We start from the raw sequence: 18,944 nt of genomic DNA on the forward strand, positions 1-18,944 counted from the left end.
CAGCCCGGCACCGGCGCCCGCCCCGACGCCGGCCCCGGCACCCGCCCCGGCCCCGGCCCCCGCACCCGCGCCCGCCCCGAAGCCGACCCCGGCGCCGGCTCCGGCCCCGCCGGTCAAGGCCGGCGCGGCGCAGACGGCGATCGCCTGGGCCCGCACCCAGATCGGAAAGCCGTACGGGTGGGGCGCGACCGGACCGGACGCCTACGACTGCTCGGGCCTGACCATGCGCGCCTACCAGCAGGCGGGCATCTCGCTGCCGCGCACCAGCCGTGCGCAGTACAACGTCGGCACGCGGATCCCGCTGAGCCAGGTCCAGGCCGGCGACCTGGTCTTCTGGTCCAACAACGGCGGCGCCGGCGGCATCTACCACGTCGCCATCTACAGCGGCGGCGGCATGCGCGTGCAGGCGCCGTACTCCGGGGCGGCCGTGCAGGAGGTGCCGATGTTCTACACGAACATCATGCCGTTCGCGGTCCGGCTCTGACCGGCCCGGGAACGCCCCGGCGGCGTCGCCCGCCGCGACCGACAGAAAAAGGCCCCGTCCACGTTCCTCCCGCAGCCGGGAGGACGGGGACGGGGCCTTTTTGCTTCTCTCAGGACCGGGGACCGCGGCGGCCCCGCCCGGAAAACCTCTGGCGCGGCGGTGGCTCAGGCCCCGGCCGCGGCGTGCCCGTTGTTGTAGTAGCCGGACTTCTCGGCCCGCTCGATGGACCGGCGGATCTCCGCCTCGGCCTCCTCGCGGCCGACCCAGTGCGCGCCCTCGACGGACTTGCCCGGCTCGAGGTCCTTGTAGACCTCGAAGAAGTGCTGGATCTCCAGGCGGTGGAACTCGCTGACGTCGTCGATCTCGGTGCGCCACGAGGCACGCTGGTCGGCGGCGGGCACGCACAGCACCTTGTCGTCGCCGCCGGCCTCGTCGCGCATGCGGAACATCCCCAGCGCCCGGCAGCGGATGAGGCAGCCGGGGAAGGTCGGCTCCTCGAGGAGCACGAGCGCGTCCAGGGGGTCGCCGTCCTCGCCGAGGGTGCCCTCGATGAAGCCGTAGTCGTCGGGGTACCGCGTGGAGGTGAACAGCATCCGGTCGAGCCGGATGCGGCCGGTCTCGTGGTCCACCTCGTACTTGTTGCGGTTCCCCTTCGGGATCTCGATCGTGACGTCGAACTCCACGGCTTCCCTTCTTCCGCCCCGCGCGGCGGGTCACGCCCGCGGGGCCGCTGTGACGTGCGCCCGGCCGGCCTGGCCCGGCGCTCCTGGGCACTAGTGTGTCGCACGACGGGGTGATCGTGCTGGCACGACGCCGAGAACGGGACAGGAGGTCGGGTGGCACGTCGAACCCTCGTCGCCACGCTGGCCGCCGTCGTGATGCTCGCCGGCTACGGCGTGGCCGACGCCGCGGACGTCGTCCCCGGGCCCCTGACGACGCGCCCGGCCCCCGCCGACCCCGCGCCCTACCCCCGGGTCGCGCTGCCGTCCGGCGCGCCGGCCGAGACCCCACCGGGGCCGGACGCCGACGCCCCCGTGCCCTCCGCCGCCGCGCTGGAGTCCCTCGCCGCCGACCTGCGTGCGACGCCCGGCCTCGGCGGCCTCGGCCTCGTCGTCGCCGACGCCGTCACCGGGGAGGTGCTCGTCGACGACGGCGGCGACGTCGCCCGCATCCCCGCCTCCTCCCTGAAGATCCTCACCGCCGCGGCCGCGCTGGACGCGCTCGGCACCACCCGCACCCTCGAGACCCGCACCGTGCTCGACGGCGACACGGTCGTCCTCGTCGGCGGCGGCGACGTGCTGCTGGCCGCCGGCGACGGCGACCCGCACGCCGTCGTGGGCCACGCCGGACTGGCCGACCTCGCCCGCCAGACCGCCGAGCGGCTCACCGCGCAGGGCGTGCGCCGCGTCGCCGTCGGCCTGGACGACACCCTCTTCAGCGGGCCGCCGCACGCCCCGGGCGTCTCCGGCATCGACCTCGACTACGTCATGCCGATCCAGCCCCTCGCCGTCGACACGGGCCGGACGAGGGCCGGCTACTCCACCGACCCCGCCATGGACGCCGCCACCGCCTTCGCCGCCGCGCTGGCCGACGCCGGCGTGAGCGTCACCGGGGAGGTGCGCCGCACCCGCGCCCCCGCGGGGGCCGGGCCGCTGGCCGCCGTGGCCTCGGCGCCGAGCGGGCAGGTGGTCCGGCAGATGCTCAAGACCTCCGACAACACCCTCGCCGAGGTGCTGGGCCGCCTGGTCGCCGTCGAGCGGGGCGCCGCGCCCGACTTCGAGGGCGCCACGAGCGCCGTCCTCGCCCAGCTCGGCGAGCTGGGGGTGAACACCACCGGCGTCAGCCTCACCGACGCCTCCGGGCTCGGCGCCGCCAACCGCGTCACCGCCACCGCCCTGGTGGACACGCTGCTGACCGCGCTGGACCCCGCGCGCACCGAGCTGCACGCCCTGGTGCCCTCGCTGCCCGTGGCGCACCTGGACGGCACCCTCGACGACCGCCTGCCCGGGGAGGCCGCCGGGCGGGTGCGCGCCAAGACCGGCACCCTGCTGGCGGCCAGCAGCCTCAGCGGCACGGTGGTCACCGCCGACGGCCGCCTGCTCGTCTTCTCCGTCCTCGCCGACGGGCTGACCGAGGGCGGGACGCTGCAAGGCCGGCAGGCGATCGACGCGTGGGCCGAGCGGCTCGCGGCGTGCGGGTGCCGCTGAGCGGCTTGCGGCGTGCGGGTGCCGCTGAGCGGTTACGTTAGGTTCATGAGCAGCGCCGTCGACTGGCAGGTGGCCGTGCGCCGCGCCGGGACCCTCGCCCGGCCCGGCCCGAGCGGCACGCGCGCCGAGCTGCGCGGCCTCATCCAGGTGCTGCGCGACGCCGCCGCCGAGGCCCCCCGGCACGTCGCCCAGATCACCGGCCTGCACGACGCCGCCGCCCGGGCCGGCGCCCTGCCCGTCTACGTCGTCGACCGGCCCCGCTGGGCCGAGGCCAACGTGGCGATGTTCGCCCGGCTGACCGACGGGCTGCTGCCCACCTCCAAGCTGCCCGGCTCGGCCCGCATGGCGGGGGAGGAGATGGGCCTCATGCTCGCCCTCCTCGCCGGGAAGGTGCTGGGCCAGTTCGACCCGTTCACCGGCGACGGCGCGACGCCGGGCCGGCTGCTGCTCGTCGCCCCCAACGTGCTCAAGATCGAGCGCGAGCTCGACCTGGACGCCATGGACTTCCGGCTGTGGGTGTGCCTGCACGAGCAGACCCACGCGGTCCAGTTCGCCGCCGCGCCCTGGCTCGCCGACCACCTCGCTGACCGCATGCGCGCCCTCGTCGAGGGCATCTCGGACACCACCGACGGCAGCGAGCGGCTCGCCCGGGCGGTCGGCGCCGTCGTGGACACCCTGCGCTCGGTGCTCGCCGGCAGCGGCGACGCCCCCACGCACGACGTCGGCGGCCCGCTGGTCGAGGCCTTCCTCACCGAGCCCGAACGGGCCGCGATGGCCGAGGTCGTCGCCGTCATGAGCCTGCTCGAGGGCCACGCCGACGTCGTCATGGACGCCGTCGGCCCCGCCCGGCTGCCCTCCGTGCGCCGCATCCGGGCCGCCTTCGAGAAGCGCCGGGACGGGACCTCCCTGCCCGACGTCGCGCTGCGCCGGCTGCTGGGCATGGACGCCAAGATCGCCCAGTACCGCAACGGGGCGTCGTTCGTGCGCACCGTCATCAACCGGGTGGGCCACCGCGGCCTCAACGCCGTGTGGAGCGGGCCCGAGCACCTGCCCACGGCGGCCGAGATCGCCGAGCCTGAGGCCTGGGTGCGCCGGGTCCACGGCTGACGCCGGAGCCCGGCCCGGAGCCTGGCCCGCCGGCGCCGCGCGGCCCCGCGGCCGCCCCGGCCGGGCGCCGGTCTACGCTCGGCCCCATGTCCGCCCCGCACCCCGCCGTCGCCGCGGCCCGGTCGGCGGTGCGGGAGAACCTCGCGGACCTGCCCCCCGGCGCCCGGGTGCTCGTCGCCTGCTCGGGCGGGGCGGACTCCCTCGCGCTCGCGGCCGCCACCGCCTTCGTGGCCCCGCGGGCCGGCTGGCTCGCCGCCGCCGTCGTCGTCGACCACGGCCTCCAGCCCGGCTCGGCCGACGTCGCCCGCCAGGCCGCCGCGCACTGCCGGACGCTCGGGCTCGAGGCCACCGTGCGCGCCGTCGAGGTGCCCGGGGGCAGCGGCGGGCGCGGCGCTGGCGGGCCCGAGGCGGCCGCCCGCACGGCCCGCTACGCCGCCCTAGAGACCACAGCCGAGGACACCGGCGCCGCCGCCGTCCTGCTCGGCCACACCCTGGACGACCAGGCCGAGACCGTGCTGCTGGGCCTGGCCCGCGGCTCCGGGGCCCGGTCCCTGGCCGGCATGGCCCCGGCCCGGGGGCCGTGGCGCCGCCCGTTCCTCTCCCTGCGCCGCGCCCAGACCGAGGCGGTGTGCCACGCGCTGGGCCTGGACTTCGTCCTCGACCCGGGCAACGCCGGCGCCGGGCCCTGGCGCGCCGCCGACGGCACTGCCCTGCGCCGGGCCGCGGTGCGCGAGCGGGTCCTGCCCGCCCTCGCCGACGCCCTCGGCCCCGGCGTCGTCCCCGCGCTGGGGCGCACCGCCGTCCACCTGCGCCGCGACGCCGACCTCCTCGACGACCTCGCCGCCGACCTGCTCGCCCGCGCCCTGGCCGACGACGCCGCCGTCGTCCTCGACGTCGCGGTGCTCGCCGCCGCGCACCCGGCGCTGCGCACCCGCGCCCTGCACGCCGCGGCCCTGCGGGCCGGCGCCGCCCCCGGCGCGCTGGCGGCGGTCCACGTGGACGCCCTCGACGCCCTCGTCGCGGCCTACCGCGGACAGGGCCCGGTGCAGCTGCCCGGCGGCGTGGTCGCCCACCGGGCGTGTGGCAGGCTGTCTCTGGGCCCCGCCGGGGGCGCCGCGACAGCCGACGAGACGCAGTGAAGGAGCGGACGTGGACGCGCAGGACATGGGCAGCGACCTCGAGAAGGTGCTCCTGACCCAGGAGCAGATCGAGGACCGGCTGGCGGCGATGGCGGCCGAGATCGACGCCGACTACGCCGGCAAGGACCTGCTCCTCGTCGGGGTGCTGCGCGGGGCCGTCATGGTCATGGCCGACCTGTCCCGCCGCCTCCACCTGCCCGTGCAGATGGACTGGATGGCGGTGTCCTCCTACGGCTCGGGCACGAAGTCCTCCGGCGTCGTGCGCATCCTCAAGGACCTCGACACCGACCTGCACGGCCGGCACGTCCTGATCGTCGAGGACATCATCGACTCCGGGCTGACCCTGTCCTGGCTGCTGTCGAACCTGCGCTCGCGCGGGCCGGCCTCGGTGGAGATCGCCGCGCTGCTGCGCAAGCCCGAGGCCGCCAAGGTGCCCGTCGACGTCCGCTACGTCGGCTTCGACATCCCCACCGAGTTCGTCGTCGGCTACGGCCTGGACTACGCCGAGCGCTACCGCAACCTGCCCTTCGTCGGCACCCTCGCCCCGCACGTCTACGGCGGCTGAGCGACCAGGCGCCGCGGGCGGCGGCCCGGACCCCCAAACCGCCGGCCTCCGGCCGGATCCCGGGGACCGGCCGGGGGAACACCGGGGCCTCCGCGGCCGTTCTTGCAGGAAGCAAGCCCTGCGCGAACATTCCGGCGGCGCCCGGCGTCCGGCCGGGTTTGTCAGATACCGTCGGGCGATGACCGTGCGACCAGGAGGGACCGGGCGAGCAGCCCACACTCGATGAACGCCAAGAACCTGCTGCGAGGCCCACTCATCTGGATCCTCCTGATGATCCTGCTCGTCTCCATGGGGTACTCCCTGCTCGGGCAGGGCGGCACCCAGCGCATCGACACCTCCCAGGGTCTGGAGCTGCTGCACGGCAGCACCGTCCAGCAGGTGGAGATCACCGAGGGCACCCAGCGCGTGCGCATGACCCTGTCGGAGCCGTACAAGGCCCCCGACGGCAACGGCAGCACCGTGGACAAGGGCAAGTCCGTCGAGTTCTTCTACGTCTCCCCGCAGGGACCGCAGGTCGTCCAGGCGGTCGAGGACGCGGCCCCGCCGCAGGGCTACAACTCGGTGGTCCCGCAGCAGTCCTGGCTCAGCTCGCTGCTGCTGTTCGTGCTGCCGATGATCATCATCTTCGGCGTGTTCTGGTGGCTGCTGTCCCGCTCCGGCGGCGCCGCCGGCGGGATGATGAAGTTCGGCAAGTCCAAGGCCAAGATGGTCAGCAAGGAGACCCCGCAGGTCACCTTCGCCGACGTCGCCGGCGAGGACGAGGCCGTCGAGGAGCTCCAGGAGATCAAGGAGTTCCTCGCCGAGCCCGAGAAGTTCCAGGCCGTGGGCGCGAAGATCCCCAAGGGCGTGCTGCTCTACGGCCCGCCCGGCACCGGCAAGACCCTCATCGCCCGCGCCGTCGCCGGCGAGGCCGGGGTGCCGTTCTTCTCCATCTCGGGCTCGGAGTTCGTCGAGATGTTCGTCGGCGTCGGCGCCTCCCGGGTGCGCGACCTGTTCGAGCAGGCCAAGTCCAACGCCCCGGCGATCATCTTCGTCGACGAGATCGACGCCGTCGGCCGCCACCGCGGCGCCGGCCTCGGCGGCGGGCACGACGAGCGCGAGCAGACCCTCAACCAGCTGCTCGTCGAGATGGACGGCTTCGACGTCAAGACCAACGTCATCCTCATCGCGGCGACCAACCGCCCCGACGTGCTCGACCCGGCCCTGCTGCGCCCGGGCCGCTTCGACCGGCAGGTCGCCGTCGAGGCCCCGGACCTGCACGGGCGCGCCGCCATCCTCCAGGTGCACGCCAAGGGCAAGCCGATGGCGCCCGGGGTGGACCTGGGCATGGTCGCCAAGCGCACGCCCGGCTTCACCGGCGCGGACCTGGCCAACGTCCTCAACGAGGCCGCCCTGCTCACCGCCCGCTCCGGCGCCCAGCTCATCGACGACCGCGCCCTGGACGAGGCCATCGACCGCGTGATCGCCGGCCCGCAGAAGCGCACCCGGGTGATGAACGAGAAGGAGCAGAAGGTCACCGCCTACCACGAGGGCGGCCACGCCCTGGCGGCGGCGGCGCTGCGCTACACCGACCCGGTGACCAAGGTGACGATCCTGCCGCGCGGGCGGGCGCTGGGCTACACGATGGTCATGCCCACCGAGGACAAGTACTCCACCTCCCGCAACGAGCTGCTCGACCAGCTCGCCTACGCCATGGGCGGCCGGGTGGCCGAGGAGATCGTCTTCCACGACCCCACCACCGGCGCGTCCAACGACATCGAGAAGGCCACCGCCATCGCCCGCAAGATGGTCGTCGAGTACGGCATGAGCGACCGGGTCGGCGCCATCAAGCTCGGCACCACCCAGGGCGAGCCCTTCCTCGGCCGGGACTACGGCCACCAGCGCGACTACTCCGAGGACGTCGCCCGGATCGTCGACGAGGAGGTGCGCCGGCTCATCGAGGCCGCGCACGACGAGGCCTGGGAGATCCTCACCCAGTACCGCCACGTCCTCGACGACCTCGTGCTCAAGCTCCTCGAGAAGGAGACGCTCAACGAGGCCGAGCTCGCCGAGATCTTCGCCCCCGTGATCAAGCGGCCGGCGCGGCCCATCTGGCTCTCCTCCGACGAGCGCCAGGTCAGCGACATCCCGCCGGTGCTCACCCCGGCCGAGCGGGCCCGCGGGGAGCACATGCTCCCGCAGGACCAGTCCGCCGCGGCGGGGGAGACCCCGCTCGACGGCGTGGGCCAGGTGCCCGAGGGCGGCCGGGTCGGCGGCGCCGCCGAGGGCCTGTGAGCGTGCCGGGCCCCGGCACGGGCATCGCCGGCTCCGCCGAGACCCCCGCCGACGACGTCAGCGTCAGCGACGCCGCCCCCATCGCCGACGGCGGGCGCGCGGTGCGACCCTACGACGCCGACGGCGTGCGCCGGGCGGTGCGCGACCTGCTCACCGCGGTGGGGGAGGACCCGGACCGCGACGGGCTGCTCGGCACCCCCGACCGGGTGGCGCGCGCCCTGCAGGAGATGTTCGCCGGGCTGGGCGAGGACCCCGCCGACCACCTCGACGCGGTGTTCGACATCGGGCACGAGGAGATGGTCATCGTGCGCGACATCCCGCTGTACTCCATGTGCGAGCACCACCTGCTGCCCTTCCACGGCGTCGCGCACGTCGGCTACATCCCGGCCCCCGACGGGCGGGTCACCGGGCTGAGCAAGCTCGCCCGGCTCGTCGAGGGCTACGCCCGCCGCCCCCAGGTGCAGGAGCGCCTGACCTCCCAGGTGGCCGACGCCATGGTGCGCCGGCTGGCCCCGCGCGGCGTCCTCGTCGTCGTCGAGGCCGAGCACCTGTGCATGTCGATGCGCGGGGTGCGCAAGCCCGGCTCCCGCACCCTGACCTCCGCGGTGCGCGGGCAGATGCGCAACACCGCCACGCGCGCGGAGGCCATGAGCCTGCTGCTGGGCCACCGCGGCTGACGGCGGCGCCCTGGTCGGCGCCGTCGCGGCCGACGGCGGTGCCCGCGCCGGCGGTGCCCCGCTGACGGCGCCGCCGGCACCCGGCGCTAACCTGGCCGGGTGAGCACTCCAGGAACGTCCGCCGCGCCGAGCCCGCTGCCCGAGGCCCTGCGCGCCCCCGGGCGCACGCTGGTCATGGGCATCGTCAACGTCACGCCCGACTCCTTCTCCGACGGCGGGCAGTGGTACGACACCGACGTCGCCATCGCCCACGCCCGCCACCTGCTGACCCAGGGCGCCGACATCATCGACGTCGGCGGGGAGTCCACCCGCCCCGGCGCGGCCCCCGTCACGCCGGGCGAGGAGGCCGCCCGCGTGCTGCCCGTCGTCGAGGCGCTCGCCGGGGAGGGCGCCGTCGTCAGCGTCGACACCGTCAACGCGGCCACCGCCGAGGCCGTGGTGGCCGCCGGCGCCCAGATCGTCAACGACGTCTCCGGCGGGCTGGCCGACGCCACGATGGCCGAGGCCGTGGCTCGCGCCGGCGCCGTGTACGTCATCCAGCACTGGCGCGGCACCCCCGAGACGATGAACTCCCTGGCCGTGTACGACGACGTCGTCGCCGAGGTGTGCGGCGAGCTGCGCGAGCGGGTGGACCAGGCCCGGGCCGCCGGCGTGCAGGACCACCAGATCGTGCTCGACCCCGGCCTCGGCTTCGCCAAGAACGCCGACCACAACTGGACGCTGCTGGCCCACCTCGACGCCGTCGCCGGACTCGGCTACCCCGTGCTGGTCGGCGCCTCGCGCAAGCGGTTCCTCTCCGGGGTCGTGCCCCCCGCGCTCGCCGCCGAGCCGCTCGCCCGCGACCACGCCACCACTGCCGTCAGCGCCCTGGCCGCCCAGGCGGGCGCGTGGGCGGTGCGGGTGCACGAGGTCGCGGCGACCGCTGACGCCGTGCGGGTGGCCGCCGCGTGGCGGGCGCATCGGTGAGCGCCGTCCTGGGCCCGGACGGGCACGAGCTCGACCAGATCCGCCTCGTCGGGCTGCGGGCGACCGGCCACCACGGCGTCTACCCCCACGAGCGCGCCGAGGGCCAGCCCTTCGGCGCCGACGTCGTGCTGCACCTGGACACCCGCGCCGCCGCCCGCACCGACGAGCTCGCCGCCACGGTCAGCTACGCCGACGTCGCCGAGGAGGTCACCGCCGTCCTCGCCGGGGACCCGGTCGACCTCGTCGAGACCCTCGCCGAGCGCGTCGCGCAGGTCGTGCTCGCCCACCCCGGCGTGCACGCCGTCGACGTGACCGTGCACAAGCCGCGCGCGCCGCTGACGGTGCCCTTCGACGACGTCGCGGTGCACATCCGGCGCCGGCGGGAGGGCGGGCGGTGAGCGACCTGCTGACCCGGCGGCCGGCCGCGGCCGTGCCGTTCGTGCTCGCCCTGGGCGCCAACCTCGGCGACCCGCTCGCGACGCTGCGGGCCGCCGCCGACGCGCTCGAGCAGGCCCCGGGGCTCGAGGCCGTGCGCGTCTCGCCGCTGGCGCGGACCGCCCCGGTCCTCGCCCCCGGCCAGGCCGCCCAGCCGGACTACCTCAACGCCGTCGTCCTGGGGCGCACGACCCTCGCCCCGCGCGCGCTGCTGCGCCTGGCCCAGGACCTCGAGCGAGCCCACCACCGCACCCGCGCGGAGCGATGGGGTGCGCGCACCCTCGACGTCGACGTCATCACGGTGGACGACCTCGTCGTCGCCGACCCCGAGCTGACCCTGCCGCACCCGCGGGCCCACCTGCGCGCCTTCGTGCTCGCGCCCTGGGCCGCCGCCGACCCCGGCGCCGTCCTGCCCGGGCCCGACGGCGGAGCCGTCGCCGAGCTGGCCGAGCGGGCCGCCGACCGCGGGACGATCCGCTGGCTCGCCCCCGGCTGGCGCACCGGCCCGGTGCCGGATGCGGCCCCCGCCCCCGCCGAGGGGGCCCGCTGATGGGCCGCACCTCCTGGCAGCTCCTCGTCAGCCTGGCGCTGGGCGCCGGGCTGGTCACCTTCCTCGTGCTCGCCGGCCTGGACGACCGCGGCTACCTGCCCGTGCCCGTGCCGATCGTGACCTTCCTGGGGCCCTCCCTGCTCGCCGTCGTGCTGCTCCTGCTGGGCCGCAGCGTGCGCCGGATGGTCAAGCAGGAGCCGACCTCGATGACGCCGATCGGGGCGGCCCGCGTCGTCATGCTCGCCAAGTCCTGCGCGCTCGTGGGGGCGGCCCTGGTCGGCTACTTCACCGCCCAGCTGCTGCAGACGCTGGACAACCTCACCGCTCCGCTGCCCCGCGAGCAGGCCTGGGCCTCCGGGCTGGCCCTGGTGGCGTGCCTGGCGCTGGTCGGCGTGGCCCTGCTCGTGGAGTGGTGGTGCCGGGTGCCGCCGGACGACGAGGACCACCACCCGCGCGGCGGGCGCGGCGCCCCGACCGCGGCCTGACCGGCGCGCCGCGCCGCCCGTCTCCGTCGCCCGTCTCCGCCGCCCGGCGGAGCCCGCGCGTTTCGGACCGTCCTGGAGGTGGATGGGGATGTCGGGCGCATCTGCCAGGATCGGGGGAGACAGCCGAGTCCGGCGCAGCTAGGAGCGAACTGATGAGCGACTTCCCCGACGACCCCCGCCCGGGCACCGGGGCCGACCCCTTCGACCCGCGGGACGTCGTCTTCCGGCCGGTCTCGGACGGCCTGATCCGGGCCCGGCTGGTCGTCGCGGGCGCCACCCTGCTGCTCCCGCTGGTCGCGGGCGTGGCGCTGGGCGTCCTGGTCGGTGGCTGGACGTGGCTCGCCCCCGTCGCGGTCGTGGCGCTGGCGGGCTGGCTGCTGTGGCTCATCCCGCGGCAGGTCCGCGCCATGGGCTACGCCGAGGCCGACGACGACCTGCTCATCCGCACCGGCATCCTCTTCCGGTCCCTGACCGTGGTGCCCTACGGGCGCATGCAGTTCGTCGACGTCAAGGCCGGCCCGCTGGACCGCTGGTGCGGGGTCGCCGAGGTCCAGCTGCACACGGCCTCGGCCCACTCGGACGCCAAGATCGAGGGGCTGCCGCCCGCCGAGGCCGCCCGCCTGCGCGACCGGCTCACCGCGCGCGGTGAGGCGCGGCTGGCGGGGCTGTGACCGCGATGGCCGGCCCCGACCACACCCTTCCCCCGGCGCCGGGCGGGCCGGGACCCGCCGCGCCCGGGGCCGACCCGGGACCCGCTGCGTCCGGGGCCGACCCGGGACCCGCCGCGGGATCCGGCACGCCGTGGCGCCGCGTCCACAAGATCACCCCGGTGCTCAACGCCTGGAAGGTCGTGGTGGCCGCCGTCGCCTTCGTGGCCTACCAAGCGACGGACCAGATCGGGAACCTGCCCCCGGACGTGTGGGACACCGTGGCGGCGTTCCGGGCCCGCGCGGTCCTCGCCGTCGTCGGCGTCCTCGTCGTCGTCGCGCTGCTGGCCGGCGTGTACTCCATGCTCGCCTGGCGCCGCATGCGTTTCGCGGTCGGCGCCGAGTCGGTCGACCTGCACACCGGCATCCTCTTCCGCCAGGAGCGCCACGCCCGCCTCAACCGGGTCCAGGCGGTCGACGTCGTCCAGCCGCTCCTGGGGCGCCTGTTCGGGCTGGCCCAGGTGCGCGTGGAGACGGCCGGGGGCGGAGAGTCCAACGTCGTGCTGGGCTACCTGCGCGAGCCGGAGGCCCAGCAGCTGCGCAACGAGGTCATGGCCCGCGCCGCCGGTGTGGAGGTCGCGCCGGCCGCCGCGGGCGCCGAGCCCGCCCCGGTGCCCGCCGCCCCCGAGCGCGAGCTGCTGCAGGTGCCGCCCGGGCGGATCGTCGGGTCCCTGCTCCTGTCCGGCTCGGCCATCTTCTTCGCCCTCTTCGTGGCGGGCCTGGCCGCCCTGGTCGTCGTCACCGGCGAGTTCGCCCCGGTCTTCGGGCTGATCCCCCTCTTCCTCGGCCTGGGCGGCTACGTGTGGGGGCGGTTCGCCGGCGAGTTCGGCTTCCGCGCCGCCATCTCGCCCGACGGCGTCCGGCTGCGCCACGGCCTCCTGGAGACCCGCACCCAGACCGTCCCGCCCGGGCGCGTCCAGGCGGTCGTCCTCAAGCAGGGCCTGCTGTGGCGCCGGCGCGGCTGGTGGCGGGTGGAGGTCAACATCGCCGGGTACGGCGAGCACACCCCCGGCCAGAACGGCCGCCCCGCGGAGACGGTGCTCCTGCCCGTGGGCGACCGGGGCGAGGCCCTGACGGCCCTGTGGCTGGTGCTCCCCGACCTGGGCGTCGACGACCCGCAGGCCGTGCTCGACGCCGCCCTCGAGGGCGAGGGGGAGGCCGCCGGCTTCCTCACCAGCCCCGCCCGGGCCCGCACGCTCGACCCCCTGGTCTGGCGCCGCAGCGGCCTGCGGATCACCCGCACCGCGCTGCTGGTGCGCCGCGGCCGGTTCACCCGCCAGCTCGACGTCGTCCCGCACGAGCGCACCCAGTCCCTCGCCCTCACCCAGGGCCCGCTCGAGCGCCGCTTCGGCCTGGCGGACCTGCACGCCCACTCCGTGCCCGGGCCGGTCACGCCGGTGGCCCACCACCTCGACGCTGCGGTGGCCGCGCGCGTGCTCGTCGAGCAGGCCCAGCGCGCCCGCACCGCCCGCGCCCAGGAGGGGCCCGAGGAGTGGCTGCGCCGCGTGGACCGGGCCGCCGCCGAGGACGCCGGGCAGGTGGCGGGGGAGGCCGGGACCGAGACCGGCGCCGCGCCCCTGCGATGATGGCCGGGTGAGCTCAGCACCCACGAACCGTCCCTCCGCCCCCCGCCCCGGCCGCCTCGGCGTCGGGGTGGTGGGCGCCGGCCGGGTCGGCGCCGTCCTCGCCAGCGCCCTGCGCGCGGCCGGCCACGCCGTCGTCGGCGCCACCGCCGTCTCGGAGGAGAGCCGCGACCGGGTCGAGGCCCTGCTGCCCGGCGTGCCCGTGCTGACCGTGGACGAGGTCGTCGAGCGCGCGGAGCTGGTCCTCCTCACCGTCCCCGACGACGTCCTCCCCGGCCTCGTCTCCGGGCTCGGCGAGCTCGGCCGGTGGCAGGGCGGCCAGCTCGTCGTGCACACCTCGGGCCGCTACGGCACCGAGGTGCTCGCCCCGGCCCGGGCCGCCGGGTCCATCCCGCTGGCCATCCACCCGGCCATGACGTTCACCGGCACGAGCCTGGACCTCGGCCGCCTGACCGGCTGCCCCTTCGCCGTCACCGCCGCCGCGCCGGTGCTGCCCATCGCCCAGGCCCTGGTCGTCGAGATCGGCGGGGAGCCGTTCGTCCTCGACGAGGCCCGCCGGCCCGTCTACCACGCCGCCCTGGCCCACGGCGGCAACCACCTCGTCACCCTCGTCGCCCAGGCCGAGCGGGCCCTGGCCGCCGCCGGCCTCGAGGAGCCCGGGGTGCTGCTCACGCCGCTGCTCACCGCCGCCCTCGACGGCGCCCTGCGCGGCGGGGAGCAGGGCCTGACCGGACCGGTGGTCCGCGGGGACGTCGGCACCGTCCGGGCGCACCTGGAGGCCCTGGCCCGCCTCGACGGCGAGGACCTGGACATCCTCGACGGCTACCGCCACCTCGCCGCGGCCACCACCCGCCGGGCGCTGGCCGCCGGGCGGATCACCGAGCCGGTCGCGGCCGCGCTGCTCGACGCCCTCGCCGAGCCGGCCGACGTGACCGAGCGGGCCGCGGCCCCGGCCCGCGACGGCGGCGCGCAGGCCTTCGCCGCCGCCCCCGCCCCGGCCGGCGCCCCCGTCGTCCCCGGTGGCACCCCGGCCGCCGACGTCGACGCGGCCACCCCCCTCGAGCCCGTCCTGGCCCGCACCCGCGCCGAGCTCGCCGCGGCCCTGCGCTCCCTGGGCGGCACCCGCGCCCTGGTGATGACCATGGGCGCGCTGCACGAGGGGCACCTCTCCCTCGTCCGGGCGGCGCAGGCCCGCGCCGACCACGTCGTCGTCTCCGTCTACGTCAACCCGCTGCAGTTCGGGCCGGGGGAGGACTTCGAGGCCTACCCGCGCGACCTCGAGGCCGACGTGGCGCTGCTCGCCCGCGCCGGCGTCGACGTCGTCTTCGCGCCCACCGACGCCGAGGCCTACCCCGCCGAGCCGCTGGTGCGGGTCGACCCCGGCCCGGTCGCCACCGTCCTGGAGGGGCGCACCCGGCCCGGCCACTTCGCCGGCGTGCTGCAGATCGTGTGCAAGGTGCTCAACCTGGTGCGCCCGGACCTGGCCGTCTTCGGGCAGAAGGACGCCCAGCAGCTGGCGCTGGTGCGCACGATGGTGCGCGACCTGGACCTGGGGGTGGAGATCGTCGGCGTGCCGATCCGGCGCGAGCCCGACGGCCTGGCGATGTCCAGCCGCAACGCCTACCTCGGCCCCGCCGAGCGCGAGCGCGCCCTGGCCCTCTCGAAGGCGCTGCGCGCGGGCGCCGAGGCCGCCGAGGCGGGCGCTGCGGCCGTTGTCACAGCCGCCCGCGGCGTCCTCGACGCGGCCGAGGGCGTCGACCTCGACTATCTTGCTCTGGTCGATCCGGACACGTTCCTGCCCCTGGCCGACACGGCCACCGGCCCCGGCCTGCTGGCCGTGGCCGCCAGCGTGGGAGGGACCCGCCTGATCGACAACACGACCGTCCAGCTAGGACCGAGGCACTGATGACCCCCACCGCACCGTCCAGCCTGGTGCGCCCCATGATGATCGGGAAGATCCACCGGGCCACCATCACCGAGGCGGACCTGCACTACGTCGGCTCGATCACCGTCGACGCCGACCTGCTCGACGCCGCGGACCTGCTGCCCGGCCAGCAGGTCGACGTCGTCGACGTCACCAACGGCGCGCGGCTGACCACCTACGTCATCCCCGGCGAGCGGGGCAGCGGCACGCTGTGCATCAACGGTGCCGCCGCGCACCTGGTCCACGCCGGGGACCTCGTCATTCTCATCGCCTACGGCATGCTCGCCGACGCCGACGCCCGCACCTACACCCCGCGCGTGGTGTTCGTCGACGACCGCAACCGCATCGTCGACGTCGGCGGGGAGCCGGGCGGGGTGCCGGACACCGACGCCGGCCAGGCCCGGCACATCGAGCCCAGCGGCATCACCATCGCCGAGTACCGCACCTCCGCCCCGCCGGCCCCGGGAAGGCCCGAGTTCGACATCTGACCGCGGCGAGATGGCCATCCCGGCTGCGACCAGAAGGGCATCCCGGCTGCGACCAGGACGGCGGCCTGGTCGTGCGGGGAGTGTGATGTTCGACCTCACGGGGGCGGGGGCGCGGGTCGCCCGTGCCGGACGGCTACCCTTGTCCGGTGACTGAGCAGACCACCGAGCAGGCGGGGGGCCTCCAGGCCCCGGAGGAGACCGACCACCTCCCGGAGCAGGTGCGCGTGCGCGCGGACAAGCGCCAGCGGCTGCTCGACTCCGGCATCGACCCCTACCCGGTGACCCTGCCGATCACCGCCACCATCGCCGACGTGCGCGGGCGCTACGACGCCCTGGAGGCCGGCGAGGAGACCGCGGACGAGGTGGGCGTGGCCGGCCGGGTCATGTACCTGCGCAACACCGGCAAGCTCTGCTTCGTCACGCTGCAGGACGGCGAGGGCAACCGGCTGCAGGCCATGCTCTCGCGCGCCGCGGTCGGCGAGGAGGCCCTGGCCGCGTTCAAGACCGACGTCGACCTCGGCGACCACCTCTTCGTCCACGGCCACGTGGGCAAGTCCCGCCGCGGCGAGCTCAGCGTCTTCGCCGACGCCTGGCAGATGGCCGCCAAGGCGCTGCGCCCGCTGCCCAAGACCTACGAGAACGAGGCCGGCGAGCAGGTGGCCCTGTCCGAGGAGGGGCGGGTGCGCCGTCGCCACCTCGACCTCATCATGCGGCCGGCCGCCCGGCAGATGCTGCGCACCCGCTCGGCGGTGGTGCGCTCGCTGCGCCACTCCCTCGACGCGCGCGGCTATCTCGAGATCGAGACCCCGATGCTGCAGGTCCAGCCCGGCGGCGCCGCCGCGCGGCCGTTCGTCACCCACATGAACGCCTACGACGTCGACCTGTACATGCGCATCGCCCCCGAGCTCTACCTCAAGCGCGCGGTGGTCGGCGGCGTGGAGAAGGTCTTCGAGATCAACCGCAACTTCCGCAACGAGGGCGCCGACTCCACCCACTCGCCCGAGTTCTCCATGCTCGAGGCCTACGAGGCGTACGGCTCCTACGACACCATGGCCGAGCTGACCCGCGACCTCATCCAGCACGCCGCGCTGGAGGCCTTCGGCGGCACCACCGTCACCCTCGACGACGGCAGCGAGTACGACCTCGGCGGCGAGTGGCCCCAGATCACCCTGTTCGGGTCCCTGTCGGAGGCGCTGGGCGAGGAGATCACCCCCGCGACCCCCGAGGGCACGCTGCGCGCGCACGCCGAGCGGCTCGGCATCGAGGTCCTCCCGCACTACACCCACGGCAAGATCGTCGAGGAGCTGTGGGAGCACCTGGTCTCCCACGACCTGTACGCGCCCACCTTCGTCCGCGACTTCCCGGTCGACACCTCCCCGCTGACCCGGGCCCACCGCTCCAAGCCCGGCGAGGTGGAGAAGTGGGACCTGTACGTGCGCGGCTTCGAGCTGGCGACGGCGTACTCCGAGCTCGTCGACCCCGTGGTCCAGCGCGAGCGGTTCGAGGCCCAGGCGCTGGCCGCCGCGAAGGGCGACCCGGAGGCGATGGTCCTGGACGAGGACTTCCTCGAGGCCATGGAGCAGGGCATGCCGCCAGCCGGCGGCATGGGCATGGGCATCGACCGGCTCCTCATGGCCCTCACCGGCCGCGGCATCCGCGAGACCATCACCTTCCCGCTGGTCAAGCCGCGCTGATCCCACGACGGCGGATGCGTCGTCGCGCCGTCGGCCGCCGGGGCTGACCCCGCGACCGGGGCACCCGTCATGGGGCCCCCGCTGGACGGGTGCGCCCGCGCCATCGCGCCTACCCTCACTTCGAGTGCGCGTCACCGGGGGAGGACCAGCCATGACGACCGCCGCAGCCGTGCCCCGCACCGCCCAGGAGTTCAAGGGGAACGACAAGTTGCTCACGGGCATCGTCCTCGGTGTCCTGACCTTCTGGATGTTCGCGGGCACGGTGGGCACCATCGCCCGAGCCATGCTCGCCGACATCAACGGCGGCCAGATCGACCAGGTCGCCAACCCGAACGTCACCCTCGACCAGATGAACCTCGCCGTCTCCATCACCGCGCTGTTCTCCGGCCTGTTCATCGTGTTCGCGGGCGGCCTCGCCGACCGGATCGGCCGGGTCCGCGTCACCCAGGCCGGCAACGTGTTCGCCATCGTCGGCTCGGCGCTCGTCATCCTGGCGCGCGGCGGCGTGGCGCTGCCCCTGCTCCTGGCCGGCCGCGCGATCCAGGGCCTCGCGGCGGCGTGCATCATGCCCGCCACGATGGCCCTGGTGAAGGCCTACTGGGACGGTGCCGGCCGGCAGCGCGCCGTGTCGATGTGGTCGATCGGGTCGTGGGGCGGCGCCGGTGTCGCCGCGCTCTTCGGCGGCTTCGTGGCGTCCACCTTCAACTGGCGGGTCATCTTCTACGCCTCGATCGTCATCTCCGTCGTGGCCATCGCCCTCGTGTGGGGGACGCCGGAGAGCAAGGCGGAGGGCGGCACGCACCAGCGGTTCGATGTGCCGGGACTGATCATCTTCATGATCGCCGTCCTCGCGCTGATGATCCTGCTGATCTTCGGCAGGCAGCTGGGCTGGACCAGGCCGCTGACTCTCGGGCTCGCCGCCGTCGCGGTCGTCGGGCTGGTGGTCTTCGTCCTCTACGAGCGGAGACAGGAGAACCCGTTCATCGACTTCGCCCTGTTCCGGAACGTCACCTTCACCGGCGCGACGATCTCGAACTTCGTCCTCAACGCCACCATCGGCATGCTCATCGTGAGCCAGCAGATGCTGCAGATCGCCAGGCCCGAGCTGTTCGACCCCTGGAAGGCCGGACTGCTGACGCTCGGCTACGCCGTGACGATCATCGCCTTCATCCGGGTGGGTGAACGCCTGCTGCGGGCGTTCGGCCCACGCAAGCCGATGGTCTGGGGCGCGACGATCGTCGCGGTGTCCTGCGCCCTGCTCACGCCCACGAACATCCTCGTCGGGCCCTACACCGTTCTCGCGGTGATCGCGTACTCGCTGTTCGGCCTCGGCCTGGCGTTCTACGCCACCCCGTCCACCGACGCGGCGTTGTCCAACCTGCCGGAGGCACAGGCCGGTTCGGGCGCCGGCATCTACAAGATGGCCTCCTCCCTGGGCGGCGCGATCGGCGCGGCGCTGTCGCTGGCGATCTTCACCGCCTTCCTCGGCGGCGGCGTGACGATCGTGGGCGAGCTGCTGCACACCCAGGGGCTGCAGGCCAACGCCGCCGTGCGCCAGGCCGGCCTGGTGGCGTTCATGTTCAACGTCATCCTGGCGCTGATCGCGATCATCTCCGTCCTGGCGACCATCCCGAAGGGCCGGAAGTACCACGACTGAGC

General features: G+C 75.4%; 17 protein-coding genes and 2 pseudogenes. 18 read left to right on the forward strand and 1 reads right to left on the reverse strand.

Going from position 1 to position 18,944, the window contains the following annotated elements; all coding sequences use genetic code 11:
• Positions 1-484 (forward strand): C40 family peptidase (locus GD970_RS18715; RefSeq protein WP_193314985.1); only part of this gene is annotated, 484 nt, incomplete at its 5' end.
• 164 nt (positions 485-648) lie between these two features.
• Here GD970_RS18715 and GD970_RS18720 read toward each other — a convergent pair.
• Positions 649-1,167 carry an inorganic diphosphatase gene (locus GD970_RS18720; RefSeq protein ID WP_152204423.1) on the reverse strand — a complete coding sequence of 173 codons (519 nt, stop codon included), beginning with the start codon at positions 1,165-1,167 and terminating at the stop codon, positions 649-651.
• Positions 1,168-1,320: 153 nt separating this feature from the next.
• On the opposite strand from GD970_RS18720, the gene dacB reads away from it, so the two are divergent.
• The 17 genes and pseudogenes from dacB (at position 1,321) to GD970_RS18800 (ending at position 18,942) form a co-directional block, all read left to right on the forward strand.
• Positions 1,321-2,691 (forward strand): D-alanyl-D-alanine carboxypeptidase/D-alanyl-D-alanine endopeptidase, encoded by a 1,371-nt coding sequence (gene dacB, locus GD970_RS18725; protein ID WP_226925459.1) that lies wholly within the window; start codon positions 1,321-1,323, stop codon positions 2,689-2,691.
• A 45-nt stretch (positions 2,692-2,736) separates the two neighbouring features.
• The gene (locus GD970_RS18730; RefSeq protein ID WP_152204424.1) at positions 2,737-3,798 is read left to right on the forward strand and encodes a zinc-dependent metalloprotease; all 1,062 of its coding nucleotides are present in this window, start codon (positions 2,737-2,739) and stop codon (positions 3,796-3,798) included.
• 86 nt (positions 3,799-3,884) lie between these two features.
• On the forward strand, positions 3,885-4,937 hold the full coding sequence (gene tilS / locus GD970_RS18735) for a tRNA lysidine(34) synthetase TilS (protein WP_152204425.1): 1,053 nt from the start codon (positions 3,885-3,887) through the stop codon (positions 4,935-4,937).
• 10 nt (positions 4,938-4,947) lie between these two features.
• Positions 4,948-5,502: a hypoxanthine phosphoribosyltransferase gene (gene hpt, locus GD970_RS18740; RefSeq protein WP_170297266.1), complete on the forward strand. Its 555-nt coding sequence runs from the start codon at positions 4,948-4,950 to the stop codon at positions 5,500-5,502.
• 222 nt (positions 5,503-5,724) lie between these two features.
• Positions 5,725-7,776 (forward strand): ATP-dependent zinc metalloprotease FtsH, encoded by a 2,052-nt coding sequence (ftsH, locus tag GD970_RS18745; protein WP_152204426.1) that lies wholly within the window; start codon positions 5,725-5,727, stop codon positions 7,774-7,776.
• A 101-nt stretch (positions 7,777-7,877) separates the two neighbouring features.
• A complete protein-coding gene (gene folE / locus GD970_RS18750) occupies positions 7,878-8,453 on the forward strand; it encodes a GTP cyclohydrolase I FolE (RefSeq protein ID WP_152204444.1) in 576 nt (191 codons plus the stop codon).
• A 99-nt stretch (positions 8,454-8,552) separates the two neighbouring features.
• Positions 8,553-9,419 (forward strand): dihydropteroate synthase, encoded by an 867-nt coding sequence (gene folP / locus GD970_RS18755; RefSeq protein WP_226925460.1) that lies wholly within the window; start codon positions 8,553-8,555, stop codon positions 9,417-9,419.
• Positions 9,416-9,817 (forward strand): dihydroneopterin aldolase, encoded by a 402-nt coding sequence (folB, locus tag GD970_RS18760; protein ID WP_226925461.1) that lies wholly within the window; start codon positions 9,416-9,418, stop codon positions 9,815-9,817. The genes folP and folB overlap by 4 nt, the downstream gene beginning before the upstream one ends.
• The gene (folK, locus tag GD970_RS18765; protein WP_152204427.1) at positions 9,814-10,404 is read left to right on the forward strand and encodes a 2-amino-4-hydroxy-6-hydroxymethyldihydropteridine diphosphokinase; all 591 of its coding nucleotides are present in this window, start codon (positions 9,814-9,816) and stop codon (positions 10,402-10,404) included. The genes folB and folK overlap by 4 nt, the downstream gene beginning before the upstream one ends.
• Positions 10,404-10,889 carry a DUF3180 domain-containing protein gene (locus tag GD970_RS18770; RefSeq protein ID WP_152204428.1) on the forward strand — a complete coding sequence of 162 codons (486 nt, stop codon included), beginning with the start codon at positions 10,404-10,406 and terminating at the stop codon, positions 10,887-10,889. Before folK ends, GD970_RS18770 begins: the two co-directional genes overlap by 1 nt.
• Before the next feature lie 152 nt (positions 10,890-11,041).
• Positions 11,042-11,560, forward strand: coding sequence for a PH domain-containing protein (locus tag GD970_RS18775; RefSeq protein WP_152204429.1), 519 nt, complete (start codon positions 11,042-11,044; stop codon positions 11,558-11,560).
• Between the two features lie 158 nt (positions 11,561-11,718).
• On the forward strand, positions 11,719-13,182 hold the full coding sequence (locus tag GD970_RS18780) for a PH domain-containing protein (protein WP_226925462.1): 1,464 nt from the start codon (positions 11,719-11,721) through the stop codon (positions 13,180-13,182).
• 7 nt (positions 13,183-13,189) lie between these two features.
• A pseudogene (locus GD970_RS22755) lies at positions 13,190-14,095 on the forward strand (Rossmann-like and DUF2520 domain-containing protein); the annotation flags it as partial.
• Positions 14,096-14,317: 222 nt separating this feature from the next.
• Positions 14,318-15,085: pseudogene (gene panC, locus GD970_RS22760) on the forward strand (pantoate--beta-alanine ligase); the annotation flags it as partial.
• The gene (gene panD / locus GD970_RS18790) at positions 15,085-15,591 is read left to right on the forward strand and encodes an aspartate 1-decarboxylase (protein ID WP_152204431.1); all 507 of its coding nucleotides are present in this window, start codon (positions 15,085-15,087) and stop codon (positions 15,589-15,591) included. The pseudogene panC and the gene panD, both read left to right, overlap by 1 nt.
• A 146-nt stretch (positions 15,592-15,737) precedes the next feature.
• The gene (gene lysS / locus GD970_RS18795) at positions 15,738-17,285 is read left to right on the forward strand and encodes a lysine--tRNA ligase (protein ID WP_193314986.1); all 1,548 of its coding nucleotides are present in this window, start codon (positions 15,738-15,740) and stop codon (positions 17,283-17,285) included.
• Between the two features lie 151 nt (positions 17,286-17,436).
• Positions 17,437-18,942 (forward strand): MFS transporter, encoded by a 1,506-nt coding sequence (locus GD970_RS18800; RefSeq protein ID WP_152204433.1) that lies wholly within the window; start codon positions 17,437-17,439, stop codon positions 18,940-18,942.
• Positions 18,943-18,944: the final 2 nt, after the last annotated feature.

The sequence above is a fragment of the Georgenia thermotolerans genome, from assembly GCF_009193185.1.
Lineage (GTDB): Bacteria > Actinomycetota > Actinomycetes > Actinomycetales > Actinomycetaceae > Georgenia > Georgenia thermotolerans.